At 69.6% G+C, this 15,911-nt stretch carries 12 protein-coding genes and 1 pseudogene; 6 read left to right on the top strand and 7 right to left on the bottom strand.

Annotated elements, in window-relative coordinates; genetic code table 11:
• From Q1B08_RS15925 to Q1B08_RS15910, 4 genes and pseudogenes are all read left to right on the top strand, one after another.
• The gene (locus tag Q1B08_RS15925) at window positions 1-441 is read left to right on the top strand and encodes a 5-formyltetrahydrofolate cyclo-ligase (RefSeq protein ID WP_366140036.1); all 441 of its coding nucleotides are present in this window, start codon (window positions 1-3) and stop codon (window positions 439-441) included.
• Between the two features lie 226 nt (window positions 442-667).
• A complete protein-coding gene (gene cls / locus Q1B08_RS15920; protein ID WP_299821069.1) occupies window positions 668-2,029 on the top strand; it encodes a cardiolipin synthase in 1,362 nt (453 codons plus the stop codon).
• A gap of 613 nt (window positions 2,030-2,642) precedes the next feature.
• A pseudogene (locus Q1B08_RS15915) lies at window positions 2,643-3,922 on the top strand (IS3 family transposase).
• 102 nt (window positions 3,923-4,024) lie between these two features.
• Window positions 4,025-4,762, top strand: coding sequence for a beta-phosphoglucomutase family hydrolase (locus Q1B08_RS15910; RefSeq protein WP_299821066.1), 738 nt, complete (start codon window positions 4,025-4,027; stop codon window positions 4,760-4,762).
• Window positions 4,763-4,766: 4 nt separating this feature from the next.
• Here the strand turns inward: Q1B08_RS15910 and Q1B08_RS15905 are convergent, their stop codons facing one another.
• Window positions 4,767-7,172 (bottom strand): glycosyl hydrolase family 65 protein, encoded by a 2,406-nt coding sequence (locus tag Q1B08_RS15905; protein ID WP_299821063.1) that lies wholly within the window; start codon window positions 7,170-7,172, stop codon window positions 4,767-4,769.
• Between the two features lie 126 nt (window positions 7,173-7,298).
• On the opposite strand from Q1B08_RS15905, the gene Q1B08_RS15900 reads away from it, so the two are divergent.
• Entirely contained in the window at window positions 7,299-8,300 is a 1,002-nt protein-coding gene (locus tag Q1B08_RS15900; protein WP_299821060.1) for a 2-hydroxyacid dehydrogenase, read from the top strand.
• Window positions 8,301-8,327: 27 nt separating this feature from the next.
• Complete coding sequence (locus Q1B08_RS15895) at window positions 8,328-9,794, top strand: L-lactate permease (protein WP_299821057.1); 1,467 nt, start codon at window positions 8,328-8,330, stop codon at window positions 9,792-9,794.
• 65 nt (window positions 9,795-9,859) lie between these two features.
• On the opposite strand, the gene adhP is transcribed toward Q1B08_RS15895, so the two are convergent.
• The 6 genes from adhP to Q1B08_RS22070 form a co-directional block, all read right to left on the bottom strand.
• Window positions 9,860-10,882, bottom strand: a complete 1,023-nt coding sequence (gene adhP / locus Q1B08_RS15890; RefSeq protein ID WP_299821054.1) for an alcohol dehydrogenase AdhP — start codon at window positions 10,880-10,882, stop codon at window positions 9,860-9,862.
• Window positions 10,821-12,557, bottom strand: coding sequence for a mechanosensitive ion channel family protein (locus tag Q1B08_RS15885; RefSeq protein ID WP_299821051.1), 1,737 nt, complete (start codon window positions 12,555-12,557; stop codon window positions 10,821-10,823). Before Q1B08_RS15885 ends, adhP begins: the two co-directional genes overlap by 62 nt.
• Before the next feature lie 17 nt (window positions 12,558-12,574).
• Window positions 12,575-13,093, bottom strand: a complete 519-nt coding sequence (locus tag Q1B08_RS15880; protein WP_299821048.1) for an alpha/beta hydrolase — start codon at window positions 13,091-13,093, stop codon at window positions 12,575-12,577.
• Window positions 13,045-13,467, bottom strand: a complete 423-nt coding sequence (locus tag Q1B08_RS15875) for an alpha/beta hydrolase (RefSeq protein WP_299821045.1) — start codon at window positions 13,465-13,467, stop codon at window positions 13,045-13,047. The genes Q1B08_RS15880 and Q1B08_RS15875 overlap by 49 nt, the downstream gene beginning before the upstream one ends.
• Window positions 13,468-13,633: 166 nt before the next feature.
• Window positions 13,634-14,755: an ABC transporter permease gene (locus tag Q1B08_RS15870; protein ID WP_299821042.1), complete on the bottom strand. Its 1,122-nt coding sequence runs from the start codon at window positions 14,753-14,755 to the stop codon at window positions 13,634-13,636.
• Entirely contained in the window at window positions 14,755-15,831 is a 1,077-nt protein-coding gene (locus Q1B08_RS22070; RefSeq protein WP_366140035.1) for an ABC transporter permease, read from the bottom strand. Before Q1B08_RS22070 ends, Q1B08_RS15870 begins: the two co-directional genes overlap by 1 nt.
• Window positions 15,832-15,911: the final 80 nt, after the last annotated feature.

Here is a 15,911-nt window from a genome sequence, read left to right as displayed (position 1 = left end):
GTGGCCCCCGCCTGCTTCGCGCACGAACTGATCGACGGGCAACCCGTCGATCCCGAGACAGTGCGGGATGTCGCGCGGTTCCGCAAGACCGAACGGGCCCGGCTGATGGAGGCCCGCAGGCGCATTTCCAGTTCCGACCGCACCGCGATGACGACCACGCTGGCAGGCGCCCTCGATGCGATCGCCGCGTCACGACCGGGCTTGCGGATCGCCGTCTGTTGGCCGATCCGCGGCGAGCCGGATCTGCGCGAATGGTCTGGCCGCGCACATTCGGCCGGAGCGAACGTCTTGCTGCCGGTCGTCGTCGAGAATGCCGCACCGCGCATTTTCCGCTCTTTTTCGCCAAGCTGCCCGATGGAGCGCGGCATCTGGAACATCCCGGAGCCGAGCGAAGGGCACGAGATGGTCCCGGACGTGGTGGTCGCCGACGATTCCGTGTGACATCGCGCCAAAACCCGCGCACGAGATCGCCCGGTCTCCTTTTCAACAAGCCCAGGCAGCGTCATTCTATCGTCGGCCATCGTCGTCTCCGGTTTTTGTTCTGAGCCTTGCAACCCGAATTTTTTCCGAAGATCTGCGGTGACCGTCAGCGTTACCCCCGGCCGCGCGCTGCGCTACGCCGAGGGCTCCGCACGCGGCCTCCTGCACCAACCGTTGGGACACTATCGTGATCTTCCTTGGCATCGGCATGCAGATTGCCCTCACGCTCGCGGGGCTTTTCGTGGCACGCGCGGCCCTGACGACGGCGCGCACCCCGCAGGGGGCCGCGGCCTGGGTCGTGTTCCTGATTGCGTTCCCCCTGCTCGCCATCCCTGCCTTCGCGCTGTTCAGCTCCGTCGCGCGCTCGACATCGCCGAAGGGCGCGCAGGAGGCCGAGGCGACCTCCGCCCCGGCGGGCGCCCGGCTCGATGCGCTCACCGGCATCGTGGGCGCGCGGGTAACGGAGGGCAACGCCGCCACCCTCCTGATTGACGGACGCGAGACGTTCGACGCGATTTTCGCGGCCATCGACGGGGCGGAGCGCGAGGTTCTTGTCCAGTTCTATATTATCCGCGCGGACGGGACTGGCGAGGCGCTGCGGGCGCGCCTGACGGCCGCCGCCAGGCGTGGCGTGGATGTGCGCGTCCTGTGCGACGTGGTGGGCTCGATATTCCTCGGATTCCGCTACGTCCGCGCTCTCAAGGCCGAGGGCGTCCGGTTTCAGGGGATCGTCGCGCCGCACCGTGCGTTGGGGCGCATCGGGGTAAACTTCCGCAACCATCGTAAGGCGGTCGTCGTCGATGGGCAGATCGGCTTCACCGGTGGGATCAACGTCGGCGACGAGTACATCGACGGGGGCGCCCGGTTCGACGCCTGGCGCGACACTCATATCCGCCTTGAAGGCCCCATGGTCGACCAACTGCGCGCGATCTTCGCCGCCGACTGGGCCGGTCTGACCGGCGAGACGCTGCGGCCCGCGGCAGAGCTGCCGTCGAAACCTGAAGCGCCCGGACCCTGCCAGGGTCTCGTGGCGGGCTTCGGCGCAACGGACGCGCTCGAACGGGGAAGCCTGCTCCTCTGCGGGCTCGTCGGACTGGCGACGCGCCGCCTCTGGATCGCCACGCCCTATCTGGTGCCGCATGCCGACCTTGCGACGGCCCTGAAGCTGGTCGCCCTGCGCGGCGCCGACGTCCGCATCCTGATCCCCGCGCCCTCCGACAACGTCCTCGCCTGGTATGCGTCCCGCGCCGCCGCGCGCGATCTCGTCGCAGCCGGCATAGCGGTGCACGCATACCGGCCCGGCTTCATGCACTCCAAGGTCATGCTGATCGACGACGACGTTGCCTCGATCGGCACCGTCAACCTCGACATCCGCTCGGCGCTGCTGAACTTCGAGGAGACGGCGCTGATCGAGAATCGGAACTTCGCCGCCCGGGTGGAGGCGATGCTCGCGGAGGATTTCGCGCGCGCCACCCCGGTCGAGATCCCCGGTCCCTGGCATGTCCGCGCCCTGGCCCCTGTCGCGCGCCTGTTCGGACCGCTCCTGTGACGACGCAGCAGCGGATCGCGTGCGGAAACATTCGCAGGGCCGTGGGTCTCAACCGGCGCCGCGATTCCGTCCGCGTCTTGCGCGTGCCAGGGCGGGTTCGCGCCGACATCGTCTCGCTTCAGGAAGCCGACAAGCGGCTGCCGCCCCGGCCGCCCGCGCTACCACCCGCCATGGTACACGCCGAACGCTGGTCGATGATTGACGCCGATCCCGCCACACCGTCCATCGACCATCGACCATCGACCATCACGGGAACGCCATCCTGCTCGCCCCCGGGTTTGTTTGGGAGGTCTCAGACCTCGAGGCGATCGATCCGCCGGGCCTGGAGCCGCGCGGGGCGGCGCTCGCCCGCTGCGTCGGACGTGGCGCAGCCCTGACTATCGGCGCGTTGCATCTCGGCCTGCGGCGGACGGACCGCTTGCGGCGGATGGCGCGGGTGCTGCGGGCGGAGGACCATTTCGGCGGCCCCGCGATCCTCGGGGGCGACCTGAACGAATTGCGCGCACGGGAGACGTTGCCGCCCACACGCGCGCAACGGACCGTGATCCAGCCGGGCCTGTCGTTCCATGCGACGGCCCCGCGATGGCCGGAGGTTCGGGAGCGGGCGGTTCGGATGGTGCAGGAGCACCGCGGGGCGCATGGGAGCCGGTGGTCCGCGATCCAGTCGATCGCGGTGAAGATCGGGTGCAGCGGTGAGACGCGACGCAATTGGGTACGGCAGGCCAAGCGCGACGACGGGCTCCGGCCTGGACTGACCAGCGAGGAGCGGGATCGGATCAGACAGCTTGAGCGTGAGAACCGTGAGCTGCGTCAAGCCAACGGGATCCTGCGCAAAGCGTCGGCATATTCTGTCCCCCCTCTCGCAGTTTGCCAGCAGGCCGCTGCCGGGCAGCGGGATGGAGCTCGACCGCCCGTTGAAGCGATGGTCGCGTTCATCCATTGCCCGGCAGGGCATCGCCGCAGGCAATGTCTCGAGAGGGGACGACCATCGCGGACTCTACGGGGTCGAGCCGATTTGCCGGCTGCTGCCGATCGCCCCGTCGACGTATCATGCGCATCGAGCGCGGCGGGACGATCCTTCCCGACTGTCCGACTGTCCGACTGTCCGACTGTCCGACCGTGCGAGGCGGGCCGGGAACTGCGGGCCGAGATCGCGCGCGGCCACGTCGAGAATTTCGGCTCCACGGCGCCCGGAAGGTCTGCCGGCAGCTACGACGCGAGAGCTTCGCCGTTGCTCGATGCACGGTCGAGGGGCTGATGCGTGCCATGGGATTATTGCAGGACGCCGTGCGCGGCAAGCGGATCAGGACGACTATTCCCGATCCAACCCAGTCATGCCCGCGCGACAAGGTGAACCGACGGTTTCAGGCCCCGGCGCCCAACAGGCTGTGGGTGAGCGACGTCACCTCCTTGGCGGCGTGAGCCGGTTTCGTTTATGTGGCCTTCGTCATCGACACCTACGCCCGTCGGATCGTGGAATGGCGCGTCAGCGGCAGTGCGACCGCGAGCTTCGTTCTCGACGCCTTGAAGCAGGCGATCCACGACTGTCAGCCTGCAAGAGGCGCAGGGCTCGTCACACACGGACCACGGCGCGCAATACCTGGCCAATCGGTTCACGGGGCGGCTTGCGGAGGAAGGGATCGAGCCGTCGGTCGGCAGCGTCGGCGACAGTCACGACAACGCACTCGCCGAGACCGTGATCGGCCCCTTCAAGACCGAGGTCATTTACCTACGCGGGCCTGGCGCTCGTTCGAGGCCGTCGAGCTCGCCACTTTCGAATGGGTCGACTGGTTCAACACCCGCAGCCTGCTGGAGCCCATCGGGCACGTCCCGCCGGCCGAAGCCGAAGCCGCCTGCTACGACACGCTGGAGACCGCCGGCATGGCGGCGTAGAAACCAACCGAAATCACCTTCGACAAACGCGGGACGGTTCAGACGAGGCGTGTCCGGTTCCCGGGTCGGTTGGAGAGCAATACGAAGCTGAGGAGCAACTTCATGGGCAAACAGGCCTTGCAGCTCTCGCGCAACGACCTCGACGCTGTGGTGTTCGACCTCGACGGCGTGCTGACCGATACGGCGAGCCTGCACGAGGCGGCCTGGAAGGAGATGTTCGACGCGTTTCTTTGTGACCGGCCGGACCCGCTGCCCGAGTTCACCCGCGCCGATTACCTCGCCTATGTCGATGGCAGGCCACGTCTGGAGGGCGTTCGGGCTTTTCTCGCATCCCGCAGCATCGTTTTGGCTGAGGGCGCGACGGACGATCCGCCGGGTACCGCGACCGTCGCCGGGCTGGCGCGACGCAAGAACGAACTGGTGCGGGCGCGGCTGGTGCGGGACGCGGCACCGCTGCGGGGGGCGGAGGCGTTGCTCGCGGCGCTGCGCGGGGCCGGCATCCGGGTCGCCGTCGCCTCGTCGAGCGCGAACGCGGAGGCGGTGCTCGACGCGACCGGGCTCGCCCGGTTCGTCGAGGTTCGGGTCGATGGGGTCGTAGCGTCCCGCAATGATCTGCCCGGCAAGCCCGATCCGGCGATTTTCGTCGAGGCCCTCCGACGGCTCGGCGTCGGCGCGGGCCGTGCCGCGCTGTTCGAAGACGCGGTCGCGGGCGTGCAGGCTGGACGCCGCGCGGGCTTTGCCCGCGTCATCGGCGTCGGGCATGACGCTCGGGTCGACGCGCTGCGGGCGGCGGGCGCCGACGTCGTGGTGGGTGATCTCTCCGAGGTCGCCGTCGCTTAGGGTCTCACATCGCCGTTCCGGGAACGGCTGGGTTCGAGGCGCCGTGTCCGAGGCAAGGTTCCGCCTTGGCGGTTGCGGGCGTACGCCGTCGCGCCTCCGGCTCCCGCGGGCTCAGGCGTACAGGCTCTCCGTCGTGGAAGATTTCGATCGGCTCCCCCGCCTCCAAACGATAGATCGTCGTCTCGCGACCCACGGCGACGCGGATGTGCCGGCCGCGCACCGTCAGGGGAAACCGCAGGCCCGTCCAGTCGTCGGGCAGCCATGGGCGAAAGGCGATCCTGCCGCCGCCGTCGCGCAGGCCCGCAAAGCCGTAGATCAGCGCCAGCCAGGTGCCCCCGATCGAGGCGACGTGCGCCCCGTGCTTCACGTTGCCGCCGATGTCGGAAAGATCCATCGCCGCGGCGAACTGGAAGTAGTCGCACGCCTTGGCGCGATAGCCGATCTCGCCTGCGATGATCGACTGGATGCAGACCGAAAGCGAGCTGTCATGCGTCGTGATCGGGTCGTAATAGTCGAAGTTGCGCTTCTTCTCCTCGCCTGAGAACCGCCCGTTCATCAGGAACATCGCGAGCAGCGTGTCGGCCTGCTTGATGACCTGCGACCGGTAGAGGTTCAGCGGATGGTGGTGCAGCAGCAGCGGATAATGCTCGTCGGGGGTGTTCTCGAAATCCCAGACCTCCTTGTCGAGGAAGCTGTCGTCCTGCGGGTGGACGCCAAGCCGCTCGTCGAAGGGCAGGTACATCCGGTCCGCGGCCTCGACCCATTCTGCAGGCTCGCCCTCGGCCAGTCCCGTGCGCTGCGCCAGGACCGCCCGCGCCGGCGCATCGAGCGCCGCCACCACCGCCGCGGCCTGGCGCAGGTTCGCCTGCGCCATCAGGTTGGTGAAGTAGTTGTTGTCGACGACGGCATTGTATTCGTCGGGCCCGGTTACGGCGTTAATGCAGAACCGTCCGTCGCGGCGCTTCGAGAAGAAGCCGAGATCGAGCCAGAATCGTGCGGTCTCCACGAGGATCTCTGCGCCGTAGCGGACCATGAAGTCATCATCGCCGGTGACCTCGACATACTTCCCGAGCGCATAGGCGATGTCAGCGTTGATGTGGTATTGCGCGGTGCCGGCGGCGTAATAGGCCGACGCCTCGTCGCCGTTGATCGTCCGCCATGGGAAGGTCGCGCCGCGATGCCCCAGCTCGGTCGCGCGCGCGCGGGCCTTTGGCAGCATGTCGTAGCGGAACTTCAGCACGGCGCGAGCGATGTCGGGCGCGGTGTAGATCAGGAATGGCAGGACGTAGATCTCGGTATCCCAGAAGTAGTGCCCCTCGTAGCTGCGCCCGGTCAGACCGCGGGCACCTATGCCGTGGCCGTGGACGCGCGCCGAGGCCTGCATCAACTGGAACAGGTTCCAGCGTACCATCTGCTGCGTCGCCGGATCGCCGTCGATCTCGACGTCGGCGCGTTGCCAGAAGTCACCGACCTCGTCCTCCTGGCGGGCGAGAAGGGCCGGAAACCCGGTCGCTATCGCGTGATCGAGGCTGCGGCCAGCGGCGGCGCGTGTATCCTCCGCTTCCTTGGGGGCGTGGTGGTAGGCCACGAACTTGGTCAAGCGGATCGGCTCGCCCGCCTTGCCGGCGACGCGGATCGTGACCGTGGCGCCCTCCGCGCCGCAGGCGGCGCCGGCGTCGTGCGGACATGCCGTCTCGAGCCGGTGGTCCATGCCGCAACCGAGCGCGAGGCGCGAGCCGCCGGTGACGTAACCCATGACCGCACGAAGCCCGCCGCATTCGGTGCCGGTCGGGTTCAGCACCCGCGCGCCGGGCGCATCGGCGAGGCGCGGGTCGAAGTCCTCGACCGGCAGCGGCGCGCGCTCGACGAGATCGGAGGAGATCAGCAGGTCGACGTCGTCCTCGGGCACGAGCTTCCAGTGAACCGCGGCCACGTGCTTCATCGCCAGCGACACCAGCCGCGTCGTCCTGAGCCGCAACCGGTGTCCGCGCGGCGTCGCCCAGGTCACGTCGCGCGTCAGCACGCCGCGCCTCAGGTCCAGCCGGCGCGAGAAGCCCAGAACCTCGGCGCGGGAAAGCTCGAACGGCTCGTCGTCGACGGTCAGGCGGATGACGCTGCCATCGGGGCAGGTGAGCATGCTCTGGCCGACCTTCGGGAAGCCGTAGGCGCTCTCGCCGTAGGTGATCGGCCGCGTCTCGTAAAACCCGTTGAGGTAGGTGCCCGGCTCCTCGACCGGGCTACCTTCGTCCATCGTGCCGCGCACGCCCAGATAGCCGTTCGAGATCGCGAACATGGTCTCGGCCTGGCCGGGATAGCGCTCAAGCAGATCGGCGTCGAACCGCGTCGCGGTGAGCGCCCAGGGATCGACCGGAAACACGTCACGGGGCGGGTATCGGCGCGGGCGCAGCATTGGCTCCTCCGGAAAGCTCTTGCGGCCGGGACTATAGCGGCGCGATCGACGCGGGCCAGACCCCGCCGTGTTGACGTCGGACGCACCCGGCCGCAAGGTCCGCGAGGGGAAGGGAGGGACCTGTCGATGCGCGTCGCCGTCTTCAGCAGCAAGCCGCACGACGAGGCCTTTCTCGGCCGAGCCAGGGGCGGCCACGAAATGCGCTTCCTCGAGGCGCGGTTGACGCCCGAGACGGTCCGGCTCGCCGAAGGGGCGGAGGTGGTCTGCGCCTTCGTCAACGACGACCTCGGCGCCGAGGTCGTCGGCGGGTTGGCGCAGGCGGGCGTTCGTCTGATCGCGCTGCGTTCGGCCGGGTTCAACCACGTCGATCTCGAGGCCGCCGCGGCGGCGGGGCTGACGGTGGCCCGCGTGCCGGCGTATTCGCCGCATGCCGTCGCCGAGCACACCGTGGCGCTGATCCTGACGCTCAACCGGCACATCCATCGCGCCTACAACCGGGTCCGCGAGGGCAACTTCGCGCTCGACGGGCTGATGGGAATGGATCTCCACGGCAAGACCGTCGGTGTCGTCGGCACCGGCCTCATCGGCAGCGTCGTCGCCAGGATCATGGCGGGCTTCGGCTGCGAAGTGCTGGCGCACGACCCGACGCCGAACCCCGATTGCGAGGCGATGGGCGTCGACTATGTCGAGATGGACGAGCTGCTGCGGCGAAGCGACATCGTCACCCTGCAATGCCCGCTGACGCCCGCCACGCATCACTTGATCGACGACGCGGCGATCGCGGGCATGAAGCCCGGCGTCATGCTCATCAATACCTCGCGCGGCGCGGTCGTGGACACCCGCGCGCTGATCCGGGGGCTGAAGCGCGGCGCGATCGGCGCGCTCGGCCTCGACGTCTACGAGGAGGAGGGGGATCTGTTCTTCGAGGACCTGTCGAACCGCTTCATCCCCGACGACGTGTTCGCGCGGCTGCTGACCTTTCCCAACGTGCTGGTCACCGGGCATCAGGGCTTCTTCACGCGCGAGGCGCTGCAGGCCATCGCCGAGACGACAATCGCCAACATCGACGCCTTCGAGCGCGACGGCCGCGTGCCGCACGAAGTCCGCGCGGAGGCGCATCGGGCATGAGCGCCGTCGGCCGGTCCGGCTGAACGGGTGCCCGCGCTCCTTGCGCTCGCACCGCTTGCGGTGGTGCTCGTCGGGATGGCGGGGCTGCGCTGGTCGGCGGCGCGGGCCGGGGTCGCGGGGCTCGCTGCTGCGGCCGTCGTGGCGCTTGCCGCCTTCGACTTGGCCGGACCGGTGCCCGAAACGCAGGCGGGGCTGGGCCTCGCCGCCGAGGCGCTGCATTCCACGGCCGTGATCTTCTGGATCATCCTGCCGGCGCTGGCGCTCTACGAGTTCCAGCGCGCGACCGGCGCGGTGGACCGCATCCGTGATGCCTTGGCTGGGCTCACCGACGACCGGCGGCTGCAAGCGGTTCTGATCGCCTGGTTCTTCGGCCTCTTCATGGAGGGCGCGGCGGGGTTCGGCACGCCGGTCGCCCTCGCCGCGCCGCTGCTTGTCGGAATCGGCTTCCCTCCGGTCCGGGCGGTGGCGCTGGCGCTTCTGGGCCACGCCGCTGGGGTCTCGTTCGGCGCGGTCGGCACGCCGGCGCTGACGCAGGCCGAGATCACCGGCCTGCCCGCGACCGAGATCGCGCGGGCGACCGCAGCGCTGCATGCCGCGCTCGGCACGCTCCTGCTCCTGGCCGTGATGCGGCTCGCGGGCGACGGACCGCTGACCCGCCGCGACCTCGGCTGGACCGGCTTCGCGGCGGCGTCGTTCCTGGTCCCCTTCTTGGCGATCGCGGCGCTTGCCGGGCCCGAGTTGCCGTCGCTCGGCGGCGCGCTCGCGGGCCTCGCCGTCTTCGCGACCGTGCTCCGGCACCGGTCGGGCAAGAACGGCGGTTTCGGCGGCCTCGGGCGCGACCTCGTGCCCTACATGCTGATCCTCGCGCTGGTGCTCGCCACTCGCCTCGTGCCGCCGCTGCGCGAAGGGCTCGGCGGTCTCGCCCTCGACTGGTCCTTCGCCGGGGTCTTCTCGGGCGCGTTCCAGCCGCTCTACCACCCCGGCACGCTGCTCTTCGCAGGACTTCTGATCGGCGCCATCGCGACGGGGCGCGGCGCCGAGGTCGCGCCGGCCCTCGGCGCCGCATTGCGTCGACTGGGACCGGTGGCGCTGGCGCTTCTCGCGATGCTCGCGCTCAGCCGGGTCATGGTCCATTCCGGCATGATCGACGCCCTCGCCGGGGCAGCGGCGCGCGCCGGGCCGCTCTGGCCGCTGGCGGCGCCCGCGGTAGGAGTTCTCGGCACCTTCGTCACCGGCTCGGCGACGGCCTCGAACATCCTCTTCAGCGAGTTCCAGGTCTCGAGCGCCGCCGCGCTGTCGCTGCCGCCGGTGGCGATGCTGGCGGCGCAGGGCTTCGGCGCCGCGATCGGCAACGTCGTCGCGCCGCACAACATCATCGCCGGCAGCGCGACCGTGGGCCTCGTGGCGCGCGAGGGCGACATCCTCGCCCGCACCGCGCCGGCCTGCGCCCTCTACGCTCTGGCGGGCGGCGCCCTCCTCCTTGTCGTGCTCTGACGTTCAAACGGGGGCTGGTCGCCTCCGAGGATCGAGGTCATTCCGAACCGCAGGAATCCGAACGATCACATCCGCAGCACGACCCGACCTTCGATCTTGCCCTCGCGCATGCGGTCGAAGATGGCGTTGATGTTGTCCAGCTCGTCCCAGGCGAACTCCGTCTCGACCTTGCCCTCCGCAGCAAGGGCCAGCGACTCGGCGAGGTCCAGCCGCGTCCCGACGATGGAGCCACGGACCGTCAGCCGCTTGAGGACGACCTCGAAGATCGGAAGGGGAAAATCGCCCGGCGGAATTCCGACGAGGGACAGAGTGCCATGCTTGCGCAGCATGCCCACGGCCTGCGCGAAGGCCGGGCGCGACGGCGCCGTCACCAGCGCCCCGTGCACGCCGCCCAGGTTCGACGAGACTTCCTTTGCCGGGTCGACCTCCTTGGCGTTGATTACCTCGTCGGCCCCGAGCGCGCGGGCCAGGTCGAGCTTGTCGTCCGCCACGTCCACGGCCACCACGTTCATGCCCATGGCCTTCGCGTATTGCACGGCCATGTGCCCGAGTCCGCCGATGCCGCTGATCGCGACCCACTGACCCGGCCGCACCTCGGTCTCCTTGAGACCCTTGTAGACCGTCACGCCCGCGCAGAGCACCGGCGAAGCCGGGCCCCAGTCCAGGCCGGCCGGAATGACGCCGACAAAGTTGGCATCCGCGGCGACGTAATCGGCATAGGCCCCGTCGACGCTGTAACCGGTGTTCTGCTGCGTGTCGCACAGCGTTTCCCATCCGCCGACGCAATGCTCGCAACGGCCGCAGGCCGTGTGCAGCCAAGGCACGCCTACCCGGTCTCCTTCCTTCAGATGCGTGACCCCCGCGCCGATCTCCGCGACCTCGCCGACCCCCTCGTGGCCCGGCACGAACGGCACGTGCGGCTTCACCGGCCAATCGCCTTCCGCCGCGTGCAGGTCGGTGTGGCAGACGCCGGACGCCCGGACGCGCACGAGAACCTGCCCCGGGCCGATCCGAGGCACCGGAATCTCACGAATGTCGAGCGGCCGCCCGAACTCGGTCACGACGGCGGCTTTCATCTTCGTTTCCATGCGATACTCCTTGGGTTTCCTGTGGGGTCAGGCTCTTTTCGAGGTAGACGGTGCGCGACGGGAAGGCGAAGCGGGCGCCGCATTCGTCCACGACGTCCATGATCGCGAGGTTCAGATCCTCGCCGACGGCGAGGAACGCGTCGTAATCCTCGGCCAGCACGTAGGCAAAGATCTCCAGGTCGAGCGAGCTGTCGGCGAAGTCGAGAAACCGCACGCGGGCCGGATCCTCGGTCACGCGTGCGTCGGCCTCGAGCAGGCCGCGCAGCCGCCAGAGCACGACGCGCATCTGGTCGGACGTGGTTTCGTAGCGCAACGACAGGGTCTTGCGGAACAAAAAGCGGTCCCGGCTGGTGTAGTTCTCGATCGTCGCCCCGGACATGACGCCGTTGGGAATCGTCACCAGCGTCCGATCGAGGGTGCGAATGCGGGTCGAACGCATGCCGATGTCCTCGACCGTGCCCAGCAAGCCGTCGACCTGGCAGAAGTCGCCGACGCGCACGGGCTGATCGGCGATCAGCGTCAGCGAGCCCACGAAGTGCTCGATGGTCTTCTGCGCGCCGAGCGCGAAGGCCAGGCCGCCCAGACCGAGCGCCGCGATCCAGCCCGTCAGATTGACGCCAAGCGAACCGAGGACGGCGGCGACGGCGACGGCGATGATCATGATCTTGCCGCCGCGCCGGATCAGGGTCACCACCGAGATGGCGCCGACCCTGCCTCGACGCGTCATGCTGTCCAAGCTCGCGCGGGTCGCGGCGTCGATGGCGCGCCAGACCAGCCAGGCAAGCGCCAACCAGGCCACGATCTCGACGAGGGGCGCCACGAGGGCGCGCGCGATCACGGAGATGCCGGCGAGGAAGCTCGCGAGCGAGAACAGAACGCAAGCGAGGAACAGCCCGATCGGCAGAAGGACGGCCTGCCCGACATGCGCTGTCCGACCCGTCCTCAGTGGGGACCAGGCGCGCCCGGCGATCCAGAGGAGCGCGAGCGCCACGGTGCGGGCAATGGCGAGCGACGCGAGCGCGAGCACGACCAAGGCCGCCCAATGCGTAATCGGGGCGCCGGCGAACCGCGGCACGGCCCACGAAGCGGGGGTGAGACGGTCGACCAGGCCGACGGGCGCCGTCCATGACAGGCGGCGGACCAGGGCGAGCGTTTCGGGCGTCACCTGCCAGACCTGCGCGCCCTCCGGTCCGGTCACCCGATGCGCGGTGAGCTCGGTGGAGCCCTCATCGGTACGGATCACCGCAAAGCCGTCCTCGTCGGCAGGCAGGCCGTCGTCGGTGTTCCCTTCCGGCGCGGTGCTCAGAAGGTAAGTCGGGAGGATACCGCCCGAGCGGTCCAGCACCGCCTCGATCGCGGTGGCGAACTCGGCGCTCCGCAATTCCCGCAGCGCCTCCGGGACGGCCGACAGATCGAGGTAGCGCGCCGCTCGATCCGTATCCGCGTCGGCCAGCGCGTCGATCAGGCCGTCGACCATGCCCCGGAGCGTGTCACGACCAAAGGGATCGACGACGGTCGTCGCGACGGGCTCCGCCCCGCCCGCGAGGTCCGGCATCGTCTGAGCGACTGCGGGCGTGGCGAGGAGAAGCGCCAGCACGAGCCAGACCACGGCGGGGCCGAGCCGGGGTGCGAGCCTGCAAACGTCCATCGACGCGACGGCGCCCTGCAAGAACATCGGCATACTCCTTCGCATCAGCGGGTGAGCGCCGTGGGTGGCGCGATCACCAGGACCAAGGCATTGCCGCTGGCCACGATCCGGATCGGCAGCGCCGCCGAGGGCTCCGGCCGGCCCAAGGCGAAGCGCTCGTTCGCCTGCAGCCCCCGCAAGACCGAGATCATCCAGGGCGACGCGACCGGCGTGAGGTGGTGCGCGCCTCGGGCCGCAGCGGCGCCGGTGTGGATCACGGTGACGTCGGGGCCCGACAACGCGGCGACGTCGTCGATCCCGCCCAGTCGGCCGGACCCGCTCGGCCATTCGGACAGGCGCAGCGCCCGATCTCGCGCGGAGGCGAAGATCACGAATGGTTCCGGCGACATCTTGATCGGCGCGACCTGCTGGCGGAACATGCCCGCTTCGACGTCGGGCGAGATCAGGGCGACGTGGCCCAGTTCGGGCCAAAGCGCGCCACCTGTACGCAGCGCTCGGGTCCGCGGCGTCTCCCTCAGGAGTTGCGAGCCGAGGGAAGGGGCGACCGACGTGACGCTGTCCACCCCAGGTCGGCCACGAGGTCGATCTGCGCCTCCAGCCCGCCACGGACGAAGAGCACGCTGTCGCGATCGTAAAGGTAGTCGCCCGCCGGCGCGGCCGGCGGCCAGGAATAGAGGATCGGCAAGACGGTCGTCCCAAAGTCGTGGACCGTCTGCGCGAAGCGGTAGAGCTCTTCGGCGAAGTTCGCGTTGTAGCCGGGGACAAACACGACGACCTCGCGCCGCCCCCGGGGCCGCTCCGACGGTCGCGGGTCGATCCCGGTGCGGAACGCCGCGCGGTCGTCCGTGAGCGCGGCATTCGACACGGTGATGTCCGTTGCCGGATCGGGCGTGGCGTCCGGCCAAGCGACGGTGCCCGGCACGTGACAGGGCGGCACGGCGACGGCGTAGCGCCCGTAGGTCGGCTCCCTGTCCCGCCTCCGCGCGCGTCGCGGCGACGAGGATCCCGTGAACGCGGCCCGGCGCGTCCGGGGCGAGGACGAGCGGGGCGCGCGAAGCGCATGCGGCGGGCAGGAGCGCGGCAAGGGGGAGGGGCCGCATCCGTCAGCCCCCCGCGACCGAGCGGCGGAAGAGGACGAGGCCGAGCGCGAGGAAGGCCGCGCCGAGCAGGAAGGTCCAGAGGAAGTCGGCCCAAACGATGCTCAGGCCCGCGCCGCGGTAGAAGATCGCCTCGGCGAAGGCCATGTAGTGCCGCGAGGGCAGCAGCCAGGTGATGGGCTGCAGCCAGGCGGGCTGGCTCTCCACCGGGGTCATGCCGCCCGACAGGATCATGATCGGCATGATGACGAGCATGATGAGCAGCGCGAACTGCGCCATGGTCCGCGCCACGATGCCCAAAAGCAGGCCGATCGCGGCGGCGGCGAAGACGTAGATCGCCGTCCCGGCCAGCAGGAGCGCCTGCGAGCCCGCGAAGGGAATGCCGAGCGCGCCCTCGACCACGACGAACAGCGAGAAGGTGAAGGCCGCGAAGATCACGCCGCCATTCGCCAGCACCTTGGCCAGCGCGATCTCGATCGGCGTGACCGGCATCGTCAGCAGGTGCTCGATGGTGCCGTGCTCGCGCTCGCGGATCAATGCGGCGCCGACCAGCACGATCGTCAGCATGGAAAGCGAATTCAGCAATCCCCCGATCGCCGCGAACCAGACGTTGTTGCCGGCGGGGTTGAAAGCGCGCCGTACCACCAGGTCGATGGGCGGGTCGGCCGTGACGTCGGCGCGGGCGGCGAAGCGCTGCGCCTCCTCGGTCAGGATCGCGGTGAGGTAGCCGGTGCCGACGCCCGCGGCCTGCGTCTTGGTCGCGTCGATGTTGATCTGAAGCTCGGGCGTGCGGCCTGCCCGGACGTCGGCTTCGAACCCGCGCGGGACGACGACGACGAAGGTGACCTCGCCCCAGTCCATCATGCGGTCGACGTCGTCCGCCTCGATCAGGCGCGGCTCCAGGAACCAGGGCGGGTAGAGCGCGGTGCGCAGGCCGCGCGACAGGGAGGATCGGTCCTCGTCCACGAAGGCGACGGCGGCATTGCTGATCGTCTCGCCGGCGGCGTTGGACTCGACATACATGCCCGGCCCGAAGGAGTAGATGACGAGCAGCAGCAGCACGAAGTCGCGCCACAGCGTCCGCAGCTCCTTGCCGGTGAGCCACAGGATGTTGCCGAGGGCGCGCATCACCGCTCCTGCTTCTGGAGCAGCAGCGCGGCGGTGCCGACGAAGACCGGAACGAAGGCCGCGATCAGCAGGATGTTCGTCCCGAGCGCGCCGAAACCGAGCCCCTTGTTGAAGGCGCCCACGCTCATCTGCATGAAGTAGTTGGTGGGCCAGAGCTGCCCCATGACCCGCGCCGCGCCCTCGAGCGTCGAGACCGGTTGGTTGAGGCCCGAAAACTGCACGGTAGGCAGCATGGCGAGGATCATGGTGGCGAAGACCGCCGCCACCTGGCTGCGGGTGAAGACCGCGACGATCAGGCCGAATCCGGTCGCGGCGAAGACGTAGGTCAGCGCCCCGAGCGCCAGCGCCGACGCGCTGCCGGTCAGCGGCACGCCGAACAGAAGCACCGCCATCGCCGTCAGGATCAGCCAGTTGACGAAGCCGACGGCGACGTAGGGAAGCTGCTTGCCGAGCAGGAACTCTAGCTTCGAGGTCGGCGTGACGTAGAAGTTGGTGATCGTGCCGATCTCGCGCTCGCGCGCGATGGAGACCGCCATGAGGATGGCGGGGAACAGCATCAGGAGGATCGCGGGCACGGAGGGCGCCATCGAGTAGATACTCTCGAAGCTGGGGTTGTAGCGGTAGCGTGGCTCGATCTCGACAACCGGGCCGGCCGCTCCGGAGAGGCCTGCCGCCGTGGCGCGGTCGCCGAGGAAGGTCGCGTGCGCGCCCTGGACGTAGCCCTCGATGGTGGCGGCGCGCAGGGTGTTGGCCCCGTCGATCCAGGCGGCGACACGCGTCGGCTCGCCGGTCGTGACCGCGCGGCCGAAGCCCGATGGGATCTCCAGCGCCAACGTCACCTCGCCCGCCGCCATCCGCGTCTCGAGCTGGTCGAGGCTCGCGACGGGCGGCAGCTCGATGAAGTAGGGGGAGCCCTCGAAGTTGGCGAGGTAGGCGCGGCTCTCGGGGGTGCGATCCTGGTCGAAGGCGGCGAAGCGCAGGTCCTCGACGTCCGACGAGATGCCGTAGGCGAACATCAGCATCAGCACCATCGAGCCAAGGAACGCGAAGGCGAGCCGGATCGGGTCGCGCGTCACCTCCAGCATCTCGCGCCGACTGACGGCAAGAAGGCGGCCGAGGCTGCGGCCGCCGGGGCGCGTCCGCGGCGGGCGCCAAT

The organism is uncultured Jannaschia sp. (assembly GCF_947494025.1).
Lineage (GTDB): Bacteria > Pseudomonadota > Alphaproteobacteria > Rhodobacterales > Rhodobacteraceae > Jannaschia.
Note: the sequence above shows the minus strand (reverse complement) of the source record. Positions and strands in the feature narration are given on the sequence as shown.